This is a genomic window from Chryseobacterium gallinarum (genome assembly GCF_001021975.1).
Classification (GTDB): domain Bacteria; phylum Bacteroidota; class Bacteroidia; order Flavobacteriales; family Weeksellaceae; genus Chryseobacterium; species Chryseobacterium gallinarum.
This window is the reverse complement of record NZ_CP009928.1, coordinates 3144007-3161457: the sequence shown is the minus strand read 5'-3', so window position 1 is coordinate 3161457 and position 17451 is coordinate 3144007. Positions and strand designations below refer to the sequence as shown.

The window sequence follows — 17451 nt, the reverse complement described above, 5'->3', positions numbered from 1 at the left end:
TTATTTTAAGTCATAAATGGCACGGATTTTCACAGATCTTTTTATGTATAAGAGAATGGGAAGTTTTTAAGATAAGTTAAGATACAAAGCTATGATGTAAAAAAAACACAATTCATTACTTCCTTGTTACTTATTAAAATAGCCCGATAGTAACGGTTACCCCGCAGCATGATTAGACTCAGCCTGGCGCGAGGAGTATGAGTGGATAGCGGGAAAAGCTCCTAAAAAGAAAAGGCCTCCAAAACGGAAGCCTTTTAATTATTTCATGTTCACTACTTTGTCTACGACAAATTTTGTGTTTCCTCTCCAGGGAAGAGCGCCATTATATTCTTTGTAGTGCAGGTCAAAGGTTTTGCCACTGTTGGTTTCCAGTTGTTTGAAAACTTCAGGGTCATCTACAGAAAATTCGAACTCATAACTTGTAATGGTTCCTGTTTTTCCTTTCCCGAAACCCTCCTGAATCAGTTTACCTTCATAGGTTTTGAAGATATAGCCTTTTTTCATGGCATAGTTCAGATATCCGGACTTCACTCCTTCTCCGAAAACGAAGAAATACTTATACCATACAAATACTCCTAATAATAGCAGTACGACACCGAGGGTAATCCACAAAGATTTTTTCATAGGTAAGTGTGTTTTATTATATTTTTATTTTGCGATACTTCTTGAGATCACAATTTTCTGGATTTCAGAAGTTCCTTCATAGATCTGAGTGATCTTGGCATCTCTCATTAATCTTTCTACGTGGTATTCTTTCACGTATCCGTATCCGCCATGGATTTGTACAGCTTCAATAGTGGTATCCATTGCTACCTGAGAAGCATATAGTTTTGCCATCGCTCCGCTTTCAGAAATATCTTTTCCTGCATCTTTTTCACATGCTGCCTTGAAGCACAACATTCTTGCTGCAGTAATCTGAGTAGCCATATCAGCTAATTTGAAAGCAATCGCCTGATGGTTGATAATTTCAGTTTTGAACGCTTTTCTTGTCTTTGCATATTTCAATGCCAGTTCGTAAGCCCCGGAAGCAATTCCTAAAGCCTGGGAAGCGATCCCTATTCTACCTCCGTTCAGTACAGCCATTGCAAAATTGAAACCAAACCCGTCTGCTCCGATTCTGTTTTCCTTCGGAACTTTTACGTTATTGAAAATTAAAGAGTGGGTATCACTTCCTCTGATTCCCAATTTGTCTTCTTTGGGTCCTATTTCAAAACCTTCCCATCCTCTTTCTACGATGAAAGCGTTGATTCCTTTATGCTTTTTTTCAGGATCCGTTTGTGCAATTACAATATAATAAGAAGCCGTACCTCCATTGGTAATCCAGTTCTTGATCCCGTTCAAAAGGTAATAGTCTCCTTTATCTTCTGCGGTTGTTTTCTGAGATGTTGCATCAGAACCTGCTTCAGGCTCAGACAATGCAAAAGCTCCGATTACCTTTCCGCTTGCCAGAGGAGTAAGGTATTTTACTTTTTGCTCTTCAGAAGCAAATTTTTCAAGACCGGCACAAACCAATGAGTTGTTTACGGACATTACAACTGCTGCAGAAGCATCTATTTTTGCGATCTCCTCCATGGCCAAAACGTAAGACACACTGTCCATACCTGCACCCCCGTATTTTGGATCAACCATCATTCCTAAAAGTCCCATTTCTCCCATTTTCTTAACCTGTTCTGCAGGGAATTTCTGATCGCGGTCTCTTTCAATAACTCCAGGTAATAGTTCGTTTTGTGCAAAATCTCTTGCAGCCTGCTGAATCATCAGCTGTTCTTCCGATAAATTAAAGTCCATAAAAAAATTAATTAGATAGCCGTAAATTTACACTTTTTGAGCAAATAAGGAAAAAGAAATTAGAAACCGTAAAATGCAGAGGTTCTGATGCCACATATTATGGCACACATTGAACTTATTCCCAATTATTACAATCGGATGTCTACAATTAAAAAAAATGCTTATATTTAGATTTCTTTATAAATTACTTAAAAAATCATGACGATCAAGAGATTATTCGATATTCCACACTACGCTTTAGAAAAATATCCTAAAATGGATATGTTTGTGACGAAGTATCATGGTGAATGGAAAAAAACTTCTACCCAGGAGTTTATTAATGAGGGAAATAAGATATCCAGAGGACTATTAAAGCTAGGCATAAAACCGGGTGACAAGATCGCTCTGATCACTACCAATTCCCGTACAGAATGGGCTATAATGGATTTTGGGATTTCTCAGATAGGTGTGGTTTCCGTACCGGTTTATCCGAGTATTTCACCGGAAGATTATGAATTTATATTCAATAATGCCGAAATTCAATACTGTTTTGTTTCCGATAAAGACCTTCTCAACAAAGTGATGAAGGTGAAACATAATATTCCCAGCCTTCAGGGTATTTTCACTTTTGATAATGTAAGCGGAGCGGCTAACTGGAGAGAAATCCTGGATCTGGGAAAGGATGAATCCACACAGATTGAGGTGGAAGATCTTTCCAATGCCATTAATACCGAAGATCTCGCCACTATTATTTATACTTCAGGAACTACCGGAAGACCTAAGGGCGTTATGCTGACCCATAATAATATTGTATCCAATGTTTTGGGCTCCATTCCAAGAATTCCCAAGAAAAAAAGCCTGGATTATAAAGAAACCAGGGCATTGAGCTTCCTTCCTATTTGTCATATTTTCGAAAGGATGCTTTTTTACCTGTACCAGTATAACGGCTTTTCTCTTTATTTTGCCGAAAGTATCGAGAAAATGGGTGAAAACGTGAAAGAGGTGAAACCTCACTACATGACGGTAGTACCAAGATTGGTAGAAAAAGTATATGATAAGATTTACAATACAGGTTCTTCCGCTGGCGGATTGAAATCAAAAATATTCTTCTGGGCCCTCAATTTAATTACCAAAAAGAAAGAAATTTCAAAGCCTTCCGGATTGCAGGAAATCATTGCCGACAAACTGGTATTTTCAAAATGGAGAGAGGGACTGGGTGGTGAAATTATCACTTTGGTCTCAGGATCGGCTGCATTATCCACACGACTGAACCTGATGTTCCAGAATGCAGGAATTCCTATATTGGAAGGATATGGTTTAACGGAGACTTCACCGGTAATTTCAGTAAACAGTTTTGAAAAAATGAAAGTAGGAACTGTAGGAATTCCATTGGATAATTTAAAAGTAAAAATCCAGGAAGATGGTGAAATTACAGTAAAAGGGCCATCTGTTTTCAAGGGATACTTCAAAAATGAGGAAATGACCCGCGAAGCTTTCACCGAAGAGGGTTATTTTAAAACCGGAGATATCGGTCATATAGACAGTGACGGATTTTTACAGATTACCGACCGTAAAAAAGAAATGTTTAAAACTTCAGGCGGAAAATATATTGCCCCCCAGACTATTGAAAACCTTGCAAAAGCTTCTAAATTCATTGAACAGATCATGGTGGTAGGTGACGGTGAGAAAATGCCTTGCGCTTTGGTACAGCCGGATTTTGAATTTGCAAAGAGCTGGGCCATGAGGAATAATATAAGTATCGGCTCCACTCCTGAAGAGATAGCAAAAAGTGCTGAACTGAAACAAAGAATTGAAAAAGAGATTGACGGAATCAATGAACATTTGGGGAACTGGGAAAAAATCAAGAAAATTGAACTGACTCCTGAAGTATGGAGCATTGAAACCGGACTTCTGACCCCGACTCTTAAACTGAAAAGAAAAGCCGTAAAAGAGAAATTTATCGATCTTTACAATAAGATGTACGAACATCAGGAATAATAGAATACAGCCGCTTCATTTGAAGCGGCTTTTTTGTTGTTCCTGTTACTATGTTTAATTATATTTAAGCCTAAGATATTATTTGAATAATAATACAAAAAAAGCTGCTTCAGATTGAAACAGCTTTTCATATGAGTAAATCAATAATTAGAATTTAATTACAGATTTCATTTTTTCGTTTTCTTCCATTACCAACTCATCATCAACAAGGATTTTACCTGAATGCTCATCAATAATGATTTTCTTTCTCTGGGCAATTTCCATTTGCTTTTGAGGAGGAATCGTGAAGAATGACCCCTTAGGAGCTCCTCTCTCTAAACCTACTACTGCAAGACCGTTGATAGAGTTTGTTCTGATTCTGTTGTAAGAAGCCAGCAATCTTTCATCAATTTTAGCAGCAAATTCTTTAGACTGCTCCAGTAAGTATTCTTCTTCTTTTTGAGTTTCAGAAATAAGACCGTCCAGTTCTTCTTTTTTAAACTTCAGGTGATTTTTCAGATCCTCAATTTTTGCATTGAGTTCAGCCAGGGTTTCGTTTTTGTGAGCAATTTTAGCTCCGAATTCCTTAATTCTTTTTTCTGCAAGCTGAATTTCCAGATCCTGGAATTCAATCTCTTTGCTTAATGCTTCAAACTCTTTATTGTTTCTTACATTATCCTGCTGAGATTTGTATTTCTCAATTAAGGTTTTTGCATGGTTAATCACTTCATGCTTTGTTTTGATCTGATCTTCCTGATCTTTGATATCTGCATGAAATTTTTCAGCTCTTTTTTCAAGGCCTTCAATCTCAATTTCAAGATCTTCAACTTCAATTGGCAATTCTCCTCTAGTATTTCGGATTTCATCCAATCTTGAATCAATGATCTGTAAATCGTATAAAGCTCTTAATTTTTCTTCAACTGAAATATCGTTGGTTTTTGCCATATTTAAATGAAATAATTTACTGGGTTGGTTTTTTCAATAGATTTTGAAATTGCAAATGTACTAAATTTTTGTGATAAAATTTCAAATAATTGTTGGGTTACAAATTGTTCTGATTCATAGTGCCCTATATCACAGATCAGCATTTTAGACTCGGCTAAAAAATAATCGTGATATTTGATATCTCCGGTAAGATAAGCATCACATTTTTTAGAAAGTGCAGCTTTTATTCCACTGGCTCCGGAGCCTCCAAGTACTCCTACTCTTTTAATTTTTTTATCATTAAAGGAGGAATGTTTAATCACTTCAAGATTAAACTTTTCTTTCACCATTCTTAGGAAGTCTTTTTCTTCCATCGCTTCTTCCAGCTCACCATACATCCCCAATCCCGAATATTGATTTTCATTATCCAGATTATAAACCTGATAGGCCACTTCTTCATAAGGATGAGCTGATTTCATAGCTGCTATGATCCCTCCCTGTTTATAAGCTTCAAAAATCACAGAAATCATATCTTCATCAGCATTTTCACGGACATTTTGCTCTCCTGAGAATGGTTTAGACCCTTCTATAGGCCTGAAAGTACCATTCCCATTCAAAGTAAAGCTGCATTCATCGTAAAAGCCTATATTTCCTGCCCCCGCAGCAAAAAGAGATTCTTTTACCCGCTCAGAATAATCTTTTGGAACAAAAACCGTTAATTGTTTTAAGTTATTTTTTTTAGGCTGCAGTATCTGCTGGTCTTTTAATCCCAATGCATTACAAATTCCCCGGTTGACTCCAAAAAAGTCATTATCGAAAGCCGTATGAATGGCATAAATGGCAATTTTATTTTCAATAGCTTTTAAAACGGCTCTTTCTACATAATTTTTTCCCGTTAAAGATTTTAACCCTGAAAAAATAATAGGATGAAAACATACGATAAGATTACAATTCTTCTGAATAGCTTCATCCACCACATTTTCCAGCGCATCATGGCAAACCAGGATTCCGCTTACATTGCGGGACGGAATCCCACACAACAGTCCTACATTATCAAAATCTTCCGCCTGTTGTAAAGGAATACGCTGCTCTATTTCTGAAATTACTTCGCTTATTGTCATTTTATTCTGTATGTTTGCTACGAAAATAACGATAATTTGTTAATTTTAAAAAACATTAAAAATGGAAAGAGAGCATCATCTTGTTCCTGAAGATAAGCTATGGCAAAGATACCTTTTTAGGGTCATCTACCGTTCCGATACCAGGCTCGGAAAACTTTTCGACATCATTTTACTGTCTTTAATTCTTATCAGCACCGCTATCATTATGATGGAAAGTGTACCTCAGCTTGATAAAAGATTCCATTACACCTTCCTGATTCTTGAATGGATCATCTCCATTTTTTTCACTGCCGAATACTCTATGCGAATTGCTGTGATAAAGAATAAGAGACATTATATTTTCAGTTTTTTCGGAATTATAGATTTTCTTGCCCTGGTGCCTTTTTATCTTAGTTTTTTCTTTCCTATTACCAAATATTTTCTGATCTTCCGGATGCTGAGAATGCTGAGAATCTTCAGGATTTTCAACTTACTGGATTTTATGAACGATGGTTACCTCATCGTACGGGCATTGAAAAACAGTTCCAGGAAAATTTATATTTTTCTCCTGTTCCTGATTATCTTTTCAGTGATTGTCGGCTCTTTAATGTTTATGGTGGAAGGCGGAAGACCCGGATTTGAAACGATTCCACAATCTATCTATTGGGCGGTGGTTACCGTAACAACTGTGGGATATGGTGATGTATCTCCTATCACTCCTTTAGGAAAGTTTTTTGCAGTAGTATTAATGCTGGCCGGTTATTCCATCATTGCTGTTCCTACCGGAATAGTAACGGCAGAAATGCGAAATAAAAGACAAAACCTGGAAAAGGTATGTGACCGTTGCGGCAATGAAGATATTGATGATGACGCAAGGTACTGTAAACAGTGTGGCAAGAAATTAGCTTAATATCAGATATCGATTAATTATTTACTAAAACACCACAAAATCATGGAACCAAAAAAGAAAAACAAACCGAATAGTTTAGTGATTATTCTTTTTGTATTAATTGTACTGATGATTATCATTTATTTTATTCTAGTAATGTTCTTTCCAACCGTCTTTGACCTTATGAATACAGGAGATGTACAGCCAGTACCGGATAAGTGATATGTAATAAAAAAATGGGCGAATATTCCGCCCATTTTTTGGATTAAGTCTGTAGTTTTATTTTTTAATGGTTTTAATTACCTGCTTGGAACCATCTTTCATATGGAGTGTAATCAGGTAAATTCCGGCGCTCAAATCTCCTAAATAAAGAACCGGAACAGGCTGTTCAAAACTTTTTACCCGTTTTCCGGAAAGATCCGAAACCGAAATTGATCTGATCTGGTCAACTTTTGTAATATTCAGTATTTCCGTGAATGGATTAGGATGTATCTTAATATCATATTTCTCTTTGTTGATTTCAGAAACAGCCAATGAAGATTCTACGGTAAAATTATCTACAAAAAATTCATAATCTTCATCGTCATCAACAGTTCCGGACGAACCGTAAAAGGCAAATACAGTATTATTTCCTGTATAGGATGAAAGATCATAAGAATAGTTTGTAGAAGTATTAGACGGAGCATTAGCAGCATTCCATGTTTGGAGAACAGTCCAGCTGACTCCACCATTGACAGACACTAAAAACTGTACCGTGTCATCAGATCCCATTCCGGAAGGATTTGCATTGTTATAATCAGTAACACCATAATCGAACGATACTTTGTATCCTCCGGCTGACAAGTTGAAAGGGATGGTTTTCAGCCACCCTATCCTGTTTTCAGAATATACGTTCATTCTTACAGAGCTATTGCCGGCTCCTGAGTTCAGAAAATCTTTTTCATACCAATATTCATCAACTCCTGTAGGTCCGGTAGCCGGGGTTCCGTCAGAAGCCTGAGTCCAGCAATCAACCGGATATGTTGAGAAATCATTGGTATAAGTTGGGGTTGTGGCCGTACAAGGAGTATAAAATGTAAAGCCTAAAGACCACATGCTTTTATCTGAAGCACTGCACACGGACCGAACCCATACATAATAAAGAGTTGTTGGCGAAAGACTGGGTAACTGAGCTGAAGTAGCCTGGGCATTTACACTTCCGGTAGCTACAGCGGCTGGCAAAGGAGGAGTAGCTGATGTAGACAGATAATATTCATATCCCACCCCTACTGTACTTGCAGGAGCTGTCCATGAAATTTCAGCAGCATTTGATGCAAGGGAATTCAAAGTTAAAGCCGATGGTGCAAGACAGCTTGGAGCTGCTCCTATAACCACGGTATAATCGTGTGCTTCCCCATAGCCATCTATATTACACGGGACAGGATTTTCATCATATTTGTCTGCTACCCTCATCCGGTATGTTCCGGGAGTTACTGTAAGCGGAATGACAATTGTGCTGTTCGTAATTGAGCCATTGGTATCTTCAACGCTTATGGAAGATGCTACCAATTCGGTGGTTTCATCAAAGGTACCATCGTTATTAAAATCAATCCAGATCCTTACATATTCATTTTCATATCCATGAGTAATAGTGAAAGGATAAGCTACTCCGGCATTAAGGTTAATTGTTTGAGAGGTAAAATCTCCATAAGCGCCAGAGGAGCACCCCGTTCCGAGATGACTAAATCCTATTAAAGGGATTTCGAAATTGTCAATTTGATCTCCCTCATCACATCCATCTGAAAATTCAGGGATGCAATACGTTTGGCCAAAAGTCCAGGCCCAGATGGTTAAGAAACCAGCAAGTAAAAAATTTTTCATATAATATAATATTTGAATTGGTAAAAGCAAGTTACTAAAAATCAATTAAAAACATTAATAATTTCATATTAAAACACAATAAAGATTATTATATCAATTTAATCCATGTCTTTATTGTCTAAAAAATGGCCGGAATGAATTCCGGCCATCAGTTTCAGCTTTCGCTGTTAATCAGAAATTAAACACATTATTTTTTTATAGCTTTTATGGTTTGTTTAGATCCATCTTTCATATTCAATACTACCAGGTACATTCCTTGTCTCAGATCTTCCAAATGAAGTGCGGAAGAAGGGTTTTCTATTATTTTTGCCACTCTTCCGGAAGCATCAACAATAGAAACTGATTTTACCTTAGCTGCGTCTGAAATAGAAAGAACATCTGTAAACGGATTAGGATACGCTTTAATTTCATTCTTTTTCTTTTCAACCTCAGCCGTGGCAAGACCGGCACATCCTTGTGTAACAGAGACACTATAATTACCAATTCTGGCAGAAGTGTAACCTGTAAGCAATATATAATATGTAGTTCCTGCAACACCTGTAAATGTTAAGGTCGGAGCATTATTAAGAGTAACTGAACAACCTGAATCAGCATATCCTACTCCGGAAGTATCACTGAAGCAGGTAAGCGAACCGCAAGCACCGGTATACACTCTCAGGTAAGCATCATACTGTGTACCACAAGCATCTACAGTAATAGGCCCGTTCTCTGTAGCAGTTACCGTAAACCAAACACCTTTATAAGTTGCCGTTGTGCTTGAAGCACCGCAAGCTGAAGAAGGCAGAGTATCATCAGTAGCTAATGCATTTACTCCCTGTACTGTTCCGTTACAAGCAATTGCCGTAGCGGTATCGCATGTATCATTAGACACCGCAGAAGGTGTAGTGACAGCAATCTGGAAATTAGATGCTGTAGTTGCTGTACTGGTAGATGAGAATACTCTTACGTAATACGTTTGTCCCACAATAAGGTTTTGCAACAACACATTAGAGTTTCCATAATTACCGTCAAAGCAAGTCATAGCCGTTAAAGCACCACATGTTCCCGAATACACCTGTGTAGTTGTGGCATTATCAGTATATAAAACATGTACCAGGTGAGTGGAAGCTGTTGCTGTAAATGTATACCATACATCATCATTGATACCTGTTGCACTACATGTAGGAGCAGTAACACCAGTACTTTGAGTAGCACTTACCGTAGTACCGTTTACCGGGCTCATAACATTATTACTGCTTACTGTAAGAGAAGTAGCATTAGCACAGTCATCGTTTACAGGTGGCGGTGGCGGTGTGCCGATACAGATATTAAAGTTATTAGCATATAATGAAGTCCCATTGGTATTTGAGTTATAAACCCTCACATAATATATTTGTCCCGGAGTAAGTCCTGTAAGTGATGTATTGACTGTTGTACCACATTTAACACTTGTCAGGGTTCCGCATACCCCACTGAACACTTGAGTATATAAACTTGTAGATGAAGAGCTTCCTGCACTTACTACTCCTGAAAGCATAACAACATGATTGGCACTTGTTGCAGTAAATTTATACCAGACATCATCGTCTGCCGTACCGGTACAAGGGCTTACTGCCAGACCGGAATCCGTTGCTCCTAAAGTAGTTCCTGATGTTGGTGAAGCACAGGTTAAAGTTTGGCTAACCTGTAAATCCACAGCACCTGAACAATCGTCATTGGCAGGAGCTGCCGGAATCGTTCCTATACAAATATCAAATGTATTTGCATAAAAATTAGCTCCTGAGTTCGCTTCATAATTATAAACTCTCACATAGTAAGTCTGTCCCGGAGTAAGACCACTTAAAAGAGTAAGGTTGGTATTTGAGCTGATACATTTGGTGCTTACCAAAGCCCCGCAAGCTCCGCTGAATACCTGTGAATATAATGAAGTAGAAGATGATGTTCCTGCAGAAACAATATTTTTCAATTGTAAGGTATGGGTAGCAGCTGTCGCAGTAAATTTATACCAAACATCATCATCTGCCGTTCCTGAACATGTACCAAGAGCAACACCCGAACTGGTAGCTCCTACTGTGGTTCCGGACGTTACATTTCCGCAGTTCGTGTCCGGGTTTACTGTAACGGTTACAGCATTTGCACAATCATCGTTTACTGGCGGCGGCGGAGGTGTGCTTACACAAATATTGAAACTTGCATTGCCAGTAATCGAAGATGAATAAGTGTACACTCTTACATAATACGTTTCGCCAGGAGTAAGGCCGCTCACAATGTTCATTTCAGGATCAGAGCATAAAACACTTGTTAAAGTTCCGCAACTTCCGGACAGTACCTGGAAATACATGTCAGTAACCCCACTGGTGCTTCCTGTAGAAACAATATTGGATAAGGCAATGATATGACTGGCTGAAGTTGCTACAAACTTATACCACACATCATCATTTGGATTTCCGCTACAAGTTCCGGCTGCCATAGATTCTGTTGACCCCAGTGTGTTACCCGGAGTGCTGGCCGTACAGGCAAATGATGGGTTCACTGTTAAACTTACAGCACCGGAACAGTCATCGTTTGCCGGAGCTGCTACCGTAGTGGTAAAGTTCCTTTCTGTACAACCTGTCGATACAACACTTCCGTTGTACGCTGTTATGGTATAATAATATTGTGTTGTAGGACTTAGCTGTTGTGCAGCAGTAAGTGTATATGTAGTAACATTCCCTACATCGAAATTGTTGAGAATATTGTATGATCCCGGAGCAGTTCCGATATTCAACCTATAGCCCAATGCCCCACTGGAAGCAGACCATGAAAAGGTAGTTTTAACAGGAAGGCCTATCTGGGCAGTGGTAGGTGCACTCACGGCCGGGCAGCTCAATGTGCTTGCTGTTGTGAAGGATCTTTCGGCACATGCCGTGGAAGCACCTGCAGCATTCACAGCATACACGGTATAATAATACTGGGTGTTAAAGCTAAGCGAAGTGGTTAAAGTATAAGAAGTGGCAACTCCTACGTCCTGCATATTTAAAATATTTGATGCACCGGGTGTGGTCCCTATACTAATTTTATAGGAGGAAGCATAATTCACGGCACCCCAGGTAATTGTAGGTAATACAGAAACATTGGTTGCAGCTGCCGCCGGAGCAGATACGACAGGACAGCCAGGTGCCACCGCAGGCGTAAGTCCTAATAAAGTCATTACAGATTTTGTCGCAGTTCTTGCCCCTGTAGTTGGAGTTGCAGGATCAGGATTTGTTGCATCACTTCTCAGATAAAGTGATGTATTGGAAGTTCCCGAATACGTATAAAACCTGTTCGCTGTTCCGGTATAATCTGCGGTATTCTCATCAATTGCAATCAGAAGGTTATCTGTATTATTATAAGCAAAAGGTGAGCTGAAGTTTACAGTTACTTCTCCTCCTGCCGCACTTATCGTTCCGGCAAAAACCTGAGTCAAACCTGATACGGGAACCCAATCGGAATTACTTGAAAAAGAAGTTTTAGTAGTATGCCCTACATACACTACCCAATCAACTGATTTGGAAATATCAGCATTATTGGGAAGGTAGAATTTTAAACCGGTAATATTACCTGCAGCAACGGCATTAATATCATTTTTGGTTACAATCTGCTGGGTGTAGTTATATCCAAAGTTGACATCTATCGGAACATACCCAGTCTGGGTTGTTCCACTCCCCAGGGTTACCTGGGCATTTGTAATGAAAGCTATTAAAAATAGACATAATAGTAATAATCTCTTCATAAAATAATAAGTTAAAATTAGAAATATAAATGTAAATAAATTTCAACTTAAACCAAAAAATTATTAAAAATTAACAAACTAAAAACAATAAAATAAACATATTATTAATTAAAATTAAACAAATATTTAATTTTAATAATTTATCATCAATTGATGATTTTTTGTAAGATATTAAATTTCAGATAGTTAAGAAATTGAAATAAAAAATCAAATAAAAGCCGTTTGCCTATTTAACATAAAATAATAGTTGAAAAAATTCAGAAATTATAACAAAAAAAAGTGGCAAAAGCCACTTTTCCAGATATTTATATTTCATTTTTTAATTCAAATAAAACTCGTATTTATTTAATAATTGAATTTCTTTAATCAAATCTCCATTCAAATCTACCGAATGCTTCATCGACTGAACTTCGATATGGGAATCATCATCAATATTTTTAATAAAGAATTTTAATTTCTGATTTCCTTTATTCCGTTCCAGAACCGTCCTGAAAAATTCAAGGTCTTCCGGCCTTACATCCATTACATCCATCACCAGAGAAATACTTTTAGCAAATCTTTCAAAGGCTTCCTGGAGTTCTATTACGTCAACTACATTCACAAAAACCCTTCCGTCCTTCACCTGAGCAAATTTTATTTTAAAAATCACAAACCGTTGAACTTCCAGCTTTTCTTTCAATCTCATATAATCCCTGTCACCCAATCTGAAAGAATAAGATCCCGAATAATCTTCTAACGTAACAAAAGCCACTTTTTCACCGCTTCTAAAGCCATCCTGAACTCTATATTCGGTAATCAAGCCTGCAACAGTATATTCTTTACCGCCGCCTCCGTTTTCTCTTTCCTTTTGAAGTGTTTTCCAATCTTTCTTTTTTTCTTCAAACAATTCTTCCTGCTTATTGGAAAAAGCCTGTTCTTTATAAGCATCCACCTCATCAAGATTTAAAAACAGGAAGTTTCCTTTAGGCTCAGCTTTTTTAACAACTTCTTGTATTACCTCTTCCTCTCCCGCTGATAATTCATCGGAGACAATTTCGGAAAGATCAATTGTTTCATCTTGTACGTCCTGCTCTAAAACCGGAGCCTCATCAGTAATTGCTTTTTCTTCTTTATCCTTTTCAAGAACCGCCTTTTTAGAAAGCTGTCCCTGTATAAATTGAAACTGGTATTTAAACTCATCCAACGGGTGTGCGGAAAGGTAGAAACCGATAATTTCTTTTTCTTTATTAAGCTTGTGCATATTCGGCCATTCAGGGCAAGGGGCTAATTTCGGCTGTTCAATCTGTACTTCTTCGGCAAAGTCAGCAAACAGCGAATTTTCCATTTCATTTTTACTCTCCTGGAAGCTTTGTCCGTATCTGATCAATCTTTCAAGGTTTGTTTTTCCGCTCATATCGATATCAAAATACTGACCTCTATGGAAGGAACCTAATTCATCAAAAGCACCTGCCAGCACTAAACTTTCCGCTACTCTTTTATTCATTTGGGAAGGCAGAATCCTTTCAAAGAAATCATAGACATTTTTAAATCTTCCATTTTCCCTTTCTCTGGTAATAGCCTCACTTGGCCCTTCACCAATACCTTTTATAGCTCCCAGGCCAAAGCGGATTTGTCCTTTTTCGTTTACCGAAAATTTATATTGGGATTCATTTACATCCGGACCTAAAACATCCACTCCCATACTTTTACAGTCTTCCATGAACATAGTGATTGAATCCGTATTGTTAATGTTATTACTCATTACACTCGCCATATATTCTGCAGGATAATTGGCCTTCAGGAAAGCCGTCTGGTAAGCGATAAATGCATAACAAGTGGAGTGGGATTTATTAAAGGCATATTCTGCAAAGGCCTTCCAGTCGTTCCAGATTTTCTCCAGCCTTTCTTCGTTCAGGTTGTTCTTACGTCCTCCTTCAATAAATTTCGGGTACATTTTGTTAAGAACATCAATCTGCTTTTTACCCATAGCTTTTCTCAGGGTATCTGCCTCACCTTTTGTAAAATTCGCCAGCTTTTGAGACAGAAGCATTACCTGCTCCTGATATACGGTAATTCCGTAGGTTTCTTTTAAATACTCTTCGGTTTCAGGCAGGTCATAGACAATTTCTTCAATTCCATGCTTCCTGTTGATAAAGTTCGGGATGTATTTAATCGGACCGGGACGATACAATGCGTTCATGGCAATAAGATCGGCAAAAACCGTTGGTTTAAGCTCCCTCATATACTTCTGCATCCCGGGGCTTTCATATTGGAAAATCCCTATTGTTCTTCCTTCTTTAAACAGCTGGTAAGTCTTAGCATCATCCAATGGAATAAGATCCGGATCAATATCAATCCCATATCTTGCTTTCACCAGTTTCAAAGCGTCTTTGATAATCGTTAAGGTCCTCAGACCAAGAAAGTCCATTTTCAGAAGACCTGCACTTTCCGCCACCGAGTTATCAAATTGAGAAACCAGAATATCAGCATCTTTAGCAGCAATGGTTACCGGAACCAGATTACTCACATCTTCCGGGGTAATGATTACACCACAGGCATGAATTCCGGTATTCCTGATACAACCTTCCATTTTTTTCGCACTTGCAAGCACATCATGACGGGCATCACCAGGACTATCCAGAACATATCTCATTTCATCAACAAGCATCTGTTCCTCCGGTTTCAGTTTATCATATTTTGCCAAAGCTTTGGCGATATTCATTCCTGGTGTGGAAGGAATAAGCTTTGCAATATTATTGGTATCAGGGATTGGGACATCAAGCACCCTCCCTGCATCTTTAATAGCAGATTTACCTCCGAGAACAGAGTATGTTATAATCTGTGCTACCTGATTCTGGCCATATTTATCAATTACCCATTTGATAATTTTATCCCTTCCTTCATCATCAAAGTCAATATCAATATCAGGCATAGAAATCCTTTCCGGATTCAGGAATCTCTCAAAAAGGAGATCGTATTTAATAGGATCCACATTGGTAATCCCAATACAGTAAGCGACTGCAGATCCCGCGGCAGATCCCCTTCCCGGACCTACCCAAACTCCCATTTTACGGGCTTCATTACAAAAATCCTGTACAATAAGGAAATATCCCGGATATCCGGTATTAGCAATTACTTCCAATTCAAAGTCAAGTCGCTCCTTAATTTCTTCCGTGATTCCCGTATCCACATACCTTCGTTTTGCTCCTTCATAAGTCAAATGGGTAAGGTATGCCATTTCCCCTCTTTTTCCACCGTCTACCTCATCTTCTGCATGGATAAACTCTTCAGGAATATCAAATTTAGGAAGCAGCACATCTCTTTTTAACGTATAAGGCTTAAACTTTGCAAAAAATTCGTCATAGGCTTCAAATGCATCAGGATATGCCAGGAATGCTTCTTTAATCTCATCGGAATTTTTGATATAATACTCTCCTGTAGCAAGCCCCCTTCTTTTACCAAAACCTTTACCAACAGGAGTTGAAAGCTTTTCTCCGTCTTTGATACAACTTACAATATCCTGAATATTGGAGTCGTCTTTATTGGTATAGAATGTTTCATTCTGAGCTAAAATTTTAACGTCATATTTATCTGCAAAATATAGCAACACCTCATTCAGGTGTTCTTCTTCCGGCAGTTTGTGATTCTGAAGCTGTACATAGAAATCATCACCAAAGGTATCTTTCCACCATTTGAAAAGCTCTTCTCCTTTCTGCTCACCGGTATTCAGAATAGCATCCGGAATATCTCCGTGAATCCCTGAAGTCAAAGCAATGACCCCTTCTTTATACTGTGCTATCAGCTCACGGCTCACCCTGGGAACACCAAAATAAAATCCTTTCAGAAAACCAATGCTCGAAAGCTTTGCTAAATTTTTATATCCGTTAAAATCCTTAGCTAAAAGCACCACCTGTGTCCTTCTGTCGGGGTCATCTTTGGTAAATTGCTTCTGCTCATAACGGTCTGAAATGTAAAACTCACATCCCACAACAGGGATCAAGGGCTCTGAAACAGGCTCTGTTTCATTAAATTCTATACCATTCTCTTCTGCTTCCTGCTTTTTCGCTAAATATTCTTTATGCTTCTTTGCTCTGTCACCATTGGCCGCTTCTACTGCAGACACAAACTTAAAGGCGCCCATCATATTTCCCAGGTCCACCATTCCAACAGCCGGAAAATTCTCTTCAGTAGCTTTCCTGATCAGGTCATTAATGCTTGAAGTCGCCGTTAATGTTGAGAAAACACTATGGTTATCAAAATTGAAGTATTTACCAAGATCAATTTCATCAATACTTCCGAAATCCTGCTGTTTTTTCTTATTATGAAAATCGGCAACCTGTCTGCGGATAACAATATTGAAAGGTTTAATCGGATCCGGGTAAAGGCTTTTGAAATAACTCAGCTGATCTTCCGATATTTTCAGGACATCAGCCGGAACCACTCCAATTCTGACCATTTCGAAAAACGCTCTTGCTGTTGCATTTACGTCAGCTGCTGCGTTATGGGCCTCATCAAATTTATTTCCGTATAATTTTTCGTAAAGTTCCTCCAGTTTCGGGGGTTTAAATCTCCCTCCCTTTCCTCCGCCTAACTGGCAGAAGTCGGTTCCTAAGATCATAGTATCCGCTCTGGGCTTTTCCTGTAAATTGTCTTTTAAATTCTTTCTGTAGAATTCCGCCCCTACAATATTGTAATCAAACTCCACATTATGTCCTGAGACTACTCTGATCTTCTCAAGAGCCCTGGAAAATTCTTCCAATACTTCCTGGAGATCTCTACCTTCTTCATGGGCAATCTTCGTAGTAATCCCGTGAATCCTGGCGGCATTAAAGGGAATATCATACCCTTCAGGTTTTATTATATAATCCTGGTTTTCAACTAAATTCCCATCATCATCATGAATCTGCCATGCTATCTGGACCATTCTTGGCCAGTTATCCGAATCCGAAAGCGGTGCATTGAAATTTTTTGGTAAACCGGTTGTTTCTGTGTCAAAAATTAAATACATATAATTTTCTAACTTTTTATAGAAAGAGAATGTAAAGTTACTTCATTTTTTCTAAATATTACTTTATAGAAGCAATACAAACAATCAATAAAATTCCAAAAAAACAAAATATATGGAATTTAAAATTTAAATCTATATCAAGTGATAAATTATCGAATCTATATTTAAATAAGTAAATGAAAATAAAATATCCATCAAAATAATCAATAAATTA

General features: G+C 38.1%; 9 protein-coding genes. 2 read left to right on the top strand and 7 right to left on the bottom strand.

Annotated elements, in window-relative coordinates; translation table 11 throughout:
* Positions 1-258: 258 nt before the first annotated feature.
* Entirely contained in the window at positions 259-624 is a 366-nt protein-coding gene (locus OK18_RS14160; RefSeq protein WP_050021455.1) for a hypothetical protein, read from the bottom strand.
* A gap of 24 nt (positions 625-648) precedes the next feature.
* Positions 649-1788, bottom strand: coding sequence for an acyl-CoA dehydrogenase (locus OK18_RS14155; protein ID WP_053328393.1), 1140 nt, complete (start codon positions 1786-1788; stop codon positions 649-651).
* 198 nt (positions 1789-1986) lie between these two features.
* Between OK18_RS14155 and OK18_RS14150 the strand changes: the two genes are divergently transcribed.
* Complete coding sequence (locus OK18_RS14150) at positions 1987-3765, top strand: AMP-dependent synthetase/ligase (protein ID WP_053328392.1); 1779 nt, start codon at positions 1987-1989, stop codon at positions 3763-3765.
* 147 nt (positions 3766-3912) lie between these two features.
* Here OK18_RS14150 and OK18_RS14145 read toward each other — a convergent pair whose 3' ends face one another.
* Positions 3913-4689, bottom strand: a complete 777-nt coding sequence (locus OK18_RS14145) for a zinc ribbon domain-containing protein (RefSeq protein ID WP_050021458.1) — start codon at positions 4687-4689, stop codon at positions 3913-3915.
* A gap of 2 nt (positions 4690-4691) precedes the next feature.
* Positions 4692-5789 (bottom strand): Nif3-like dinuclear metal center hexameric protein, encoded by a 1098-nt coding sequence (locus OK18_RS14140; RefSeq protein WP_053328391.1) that lies wholly within the window; start codon positions 5787-5789, stop codon positions 4692-4694.
* Positions 5790-5850: 61 nt separating this feature from the next.
* On the opposite strand from OK18_RS14140, the gene OK18_RS14135 reads away from it, so the two are divergent.
* Positions 5851-6678 (top strand): ion transporter, encoded by an 828-nt coding sequence (locus tag OK18_RS14135; RefSeq protein WP_050021459.1) that lies wholly within the window; start codon positions 5851-5853, stop codon positions 6676-6678.
* 258 nt (positions 6679-6936) lie between these two features.
* Here the strand turns inward: OK18_RS14135 and OK18_RS14130 are convergent, their stop codons facing one another.
* From OK18_RS14130 to dnaE, 3 genes are all read right to left on the bottom strand, one after another.
* Positions 6937-8517, bottom strand: a complete 1581-nt coding sequence (locus OK18_RS14130) for a GEVED domain-containing protein (RefSeq protein ID WP_053328390.1) — start codon at positions 8515-8517, stop codon at positions 6937-6939.
* A gap of 187 nt (positions 8518-8704) precedes the next feature.
* A complete protein-coding gene (locus tag OK18_RS14125) occupies positions 8705-12250 on the bottom strand; it encodes a T9SS type A sorting domain-containing protein (RefSeq protein ID WP_053328389.1) in 3546 nt (1181 codons plus the stop codon).
* A gap of 319 nt (positions 12251-12569) precedes the next feature.
* Positions 12570-17237 (bottom strand): DNA polymerase III subunit alpha, encoded by a 4668-nt coding sequence (gene dnaE / locus OK18_RS14120; RefSeq protein ID WP_053328388.1) that lies wholly within the window; start codon positions 17235-17237, stop codon positions 12570-12572.
* Positions 17238-17451: the final 214 nt, after the last annotated feature.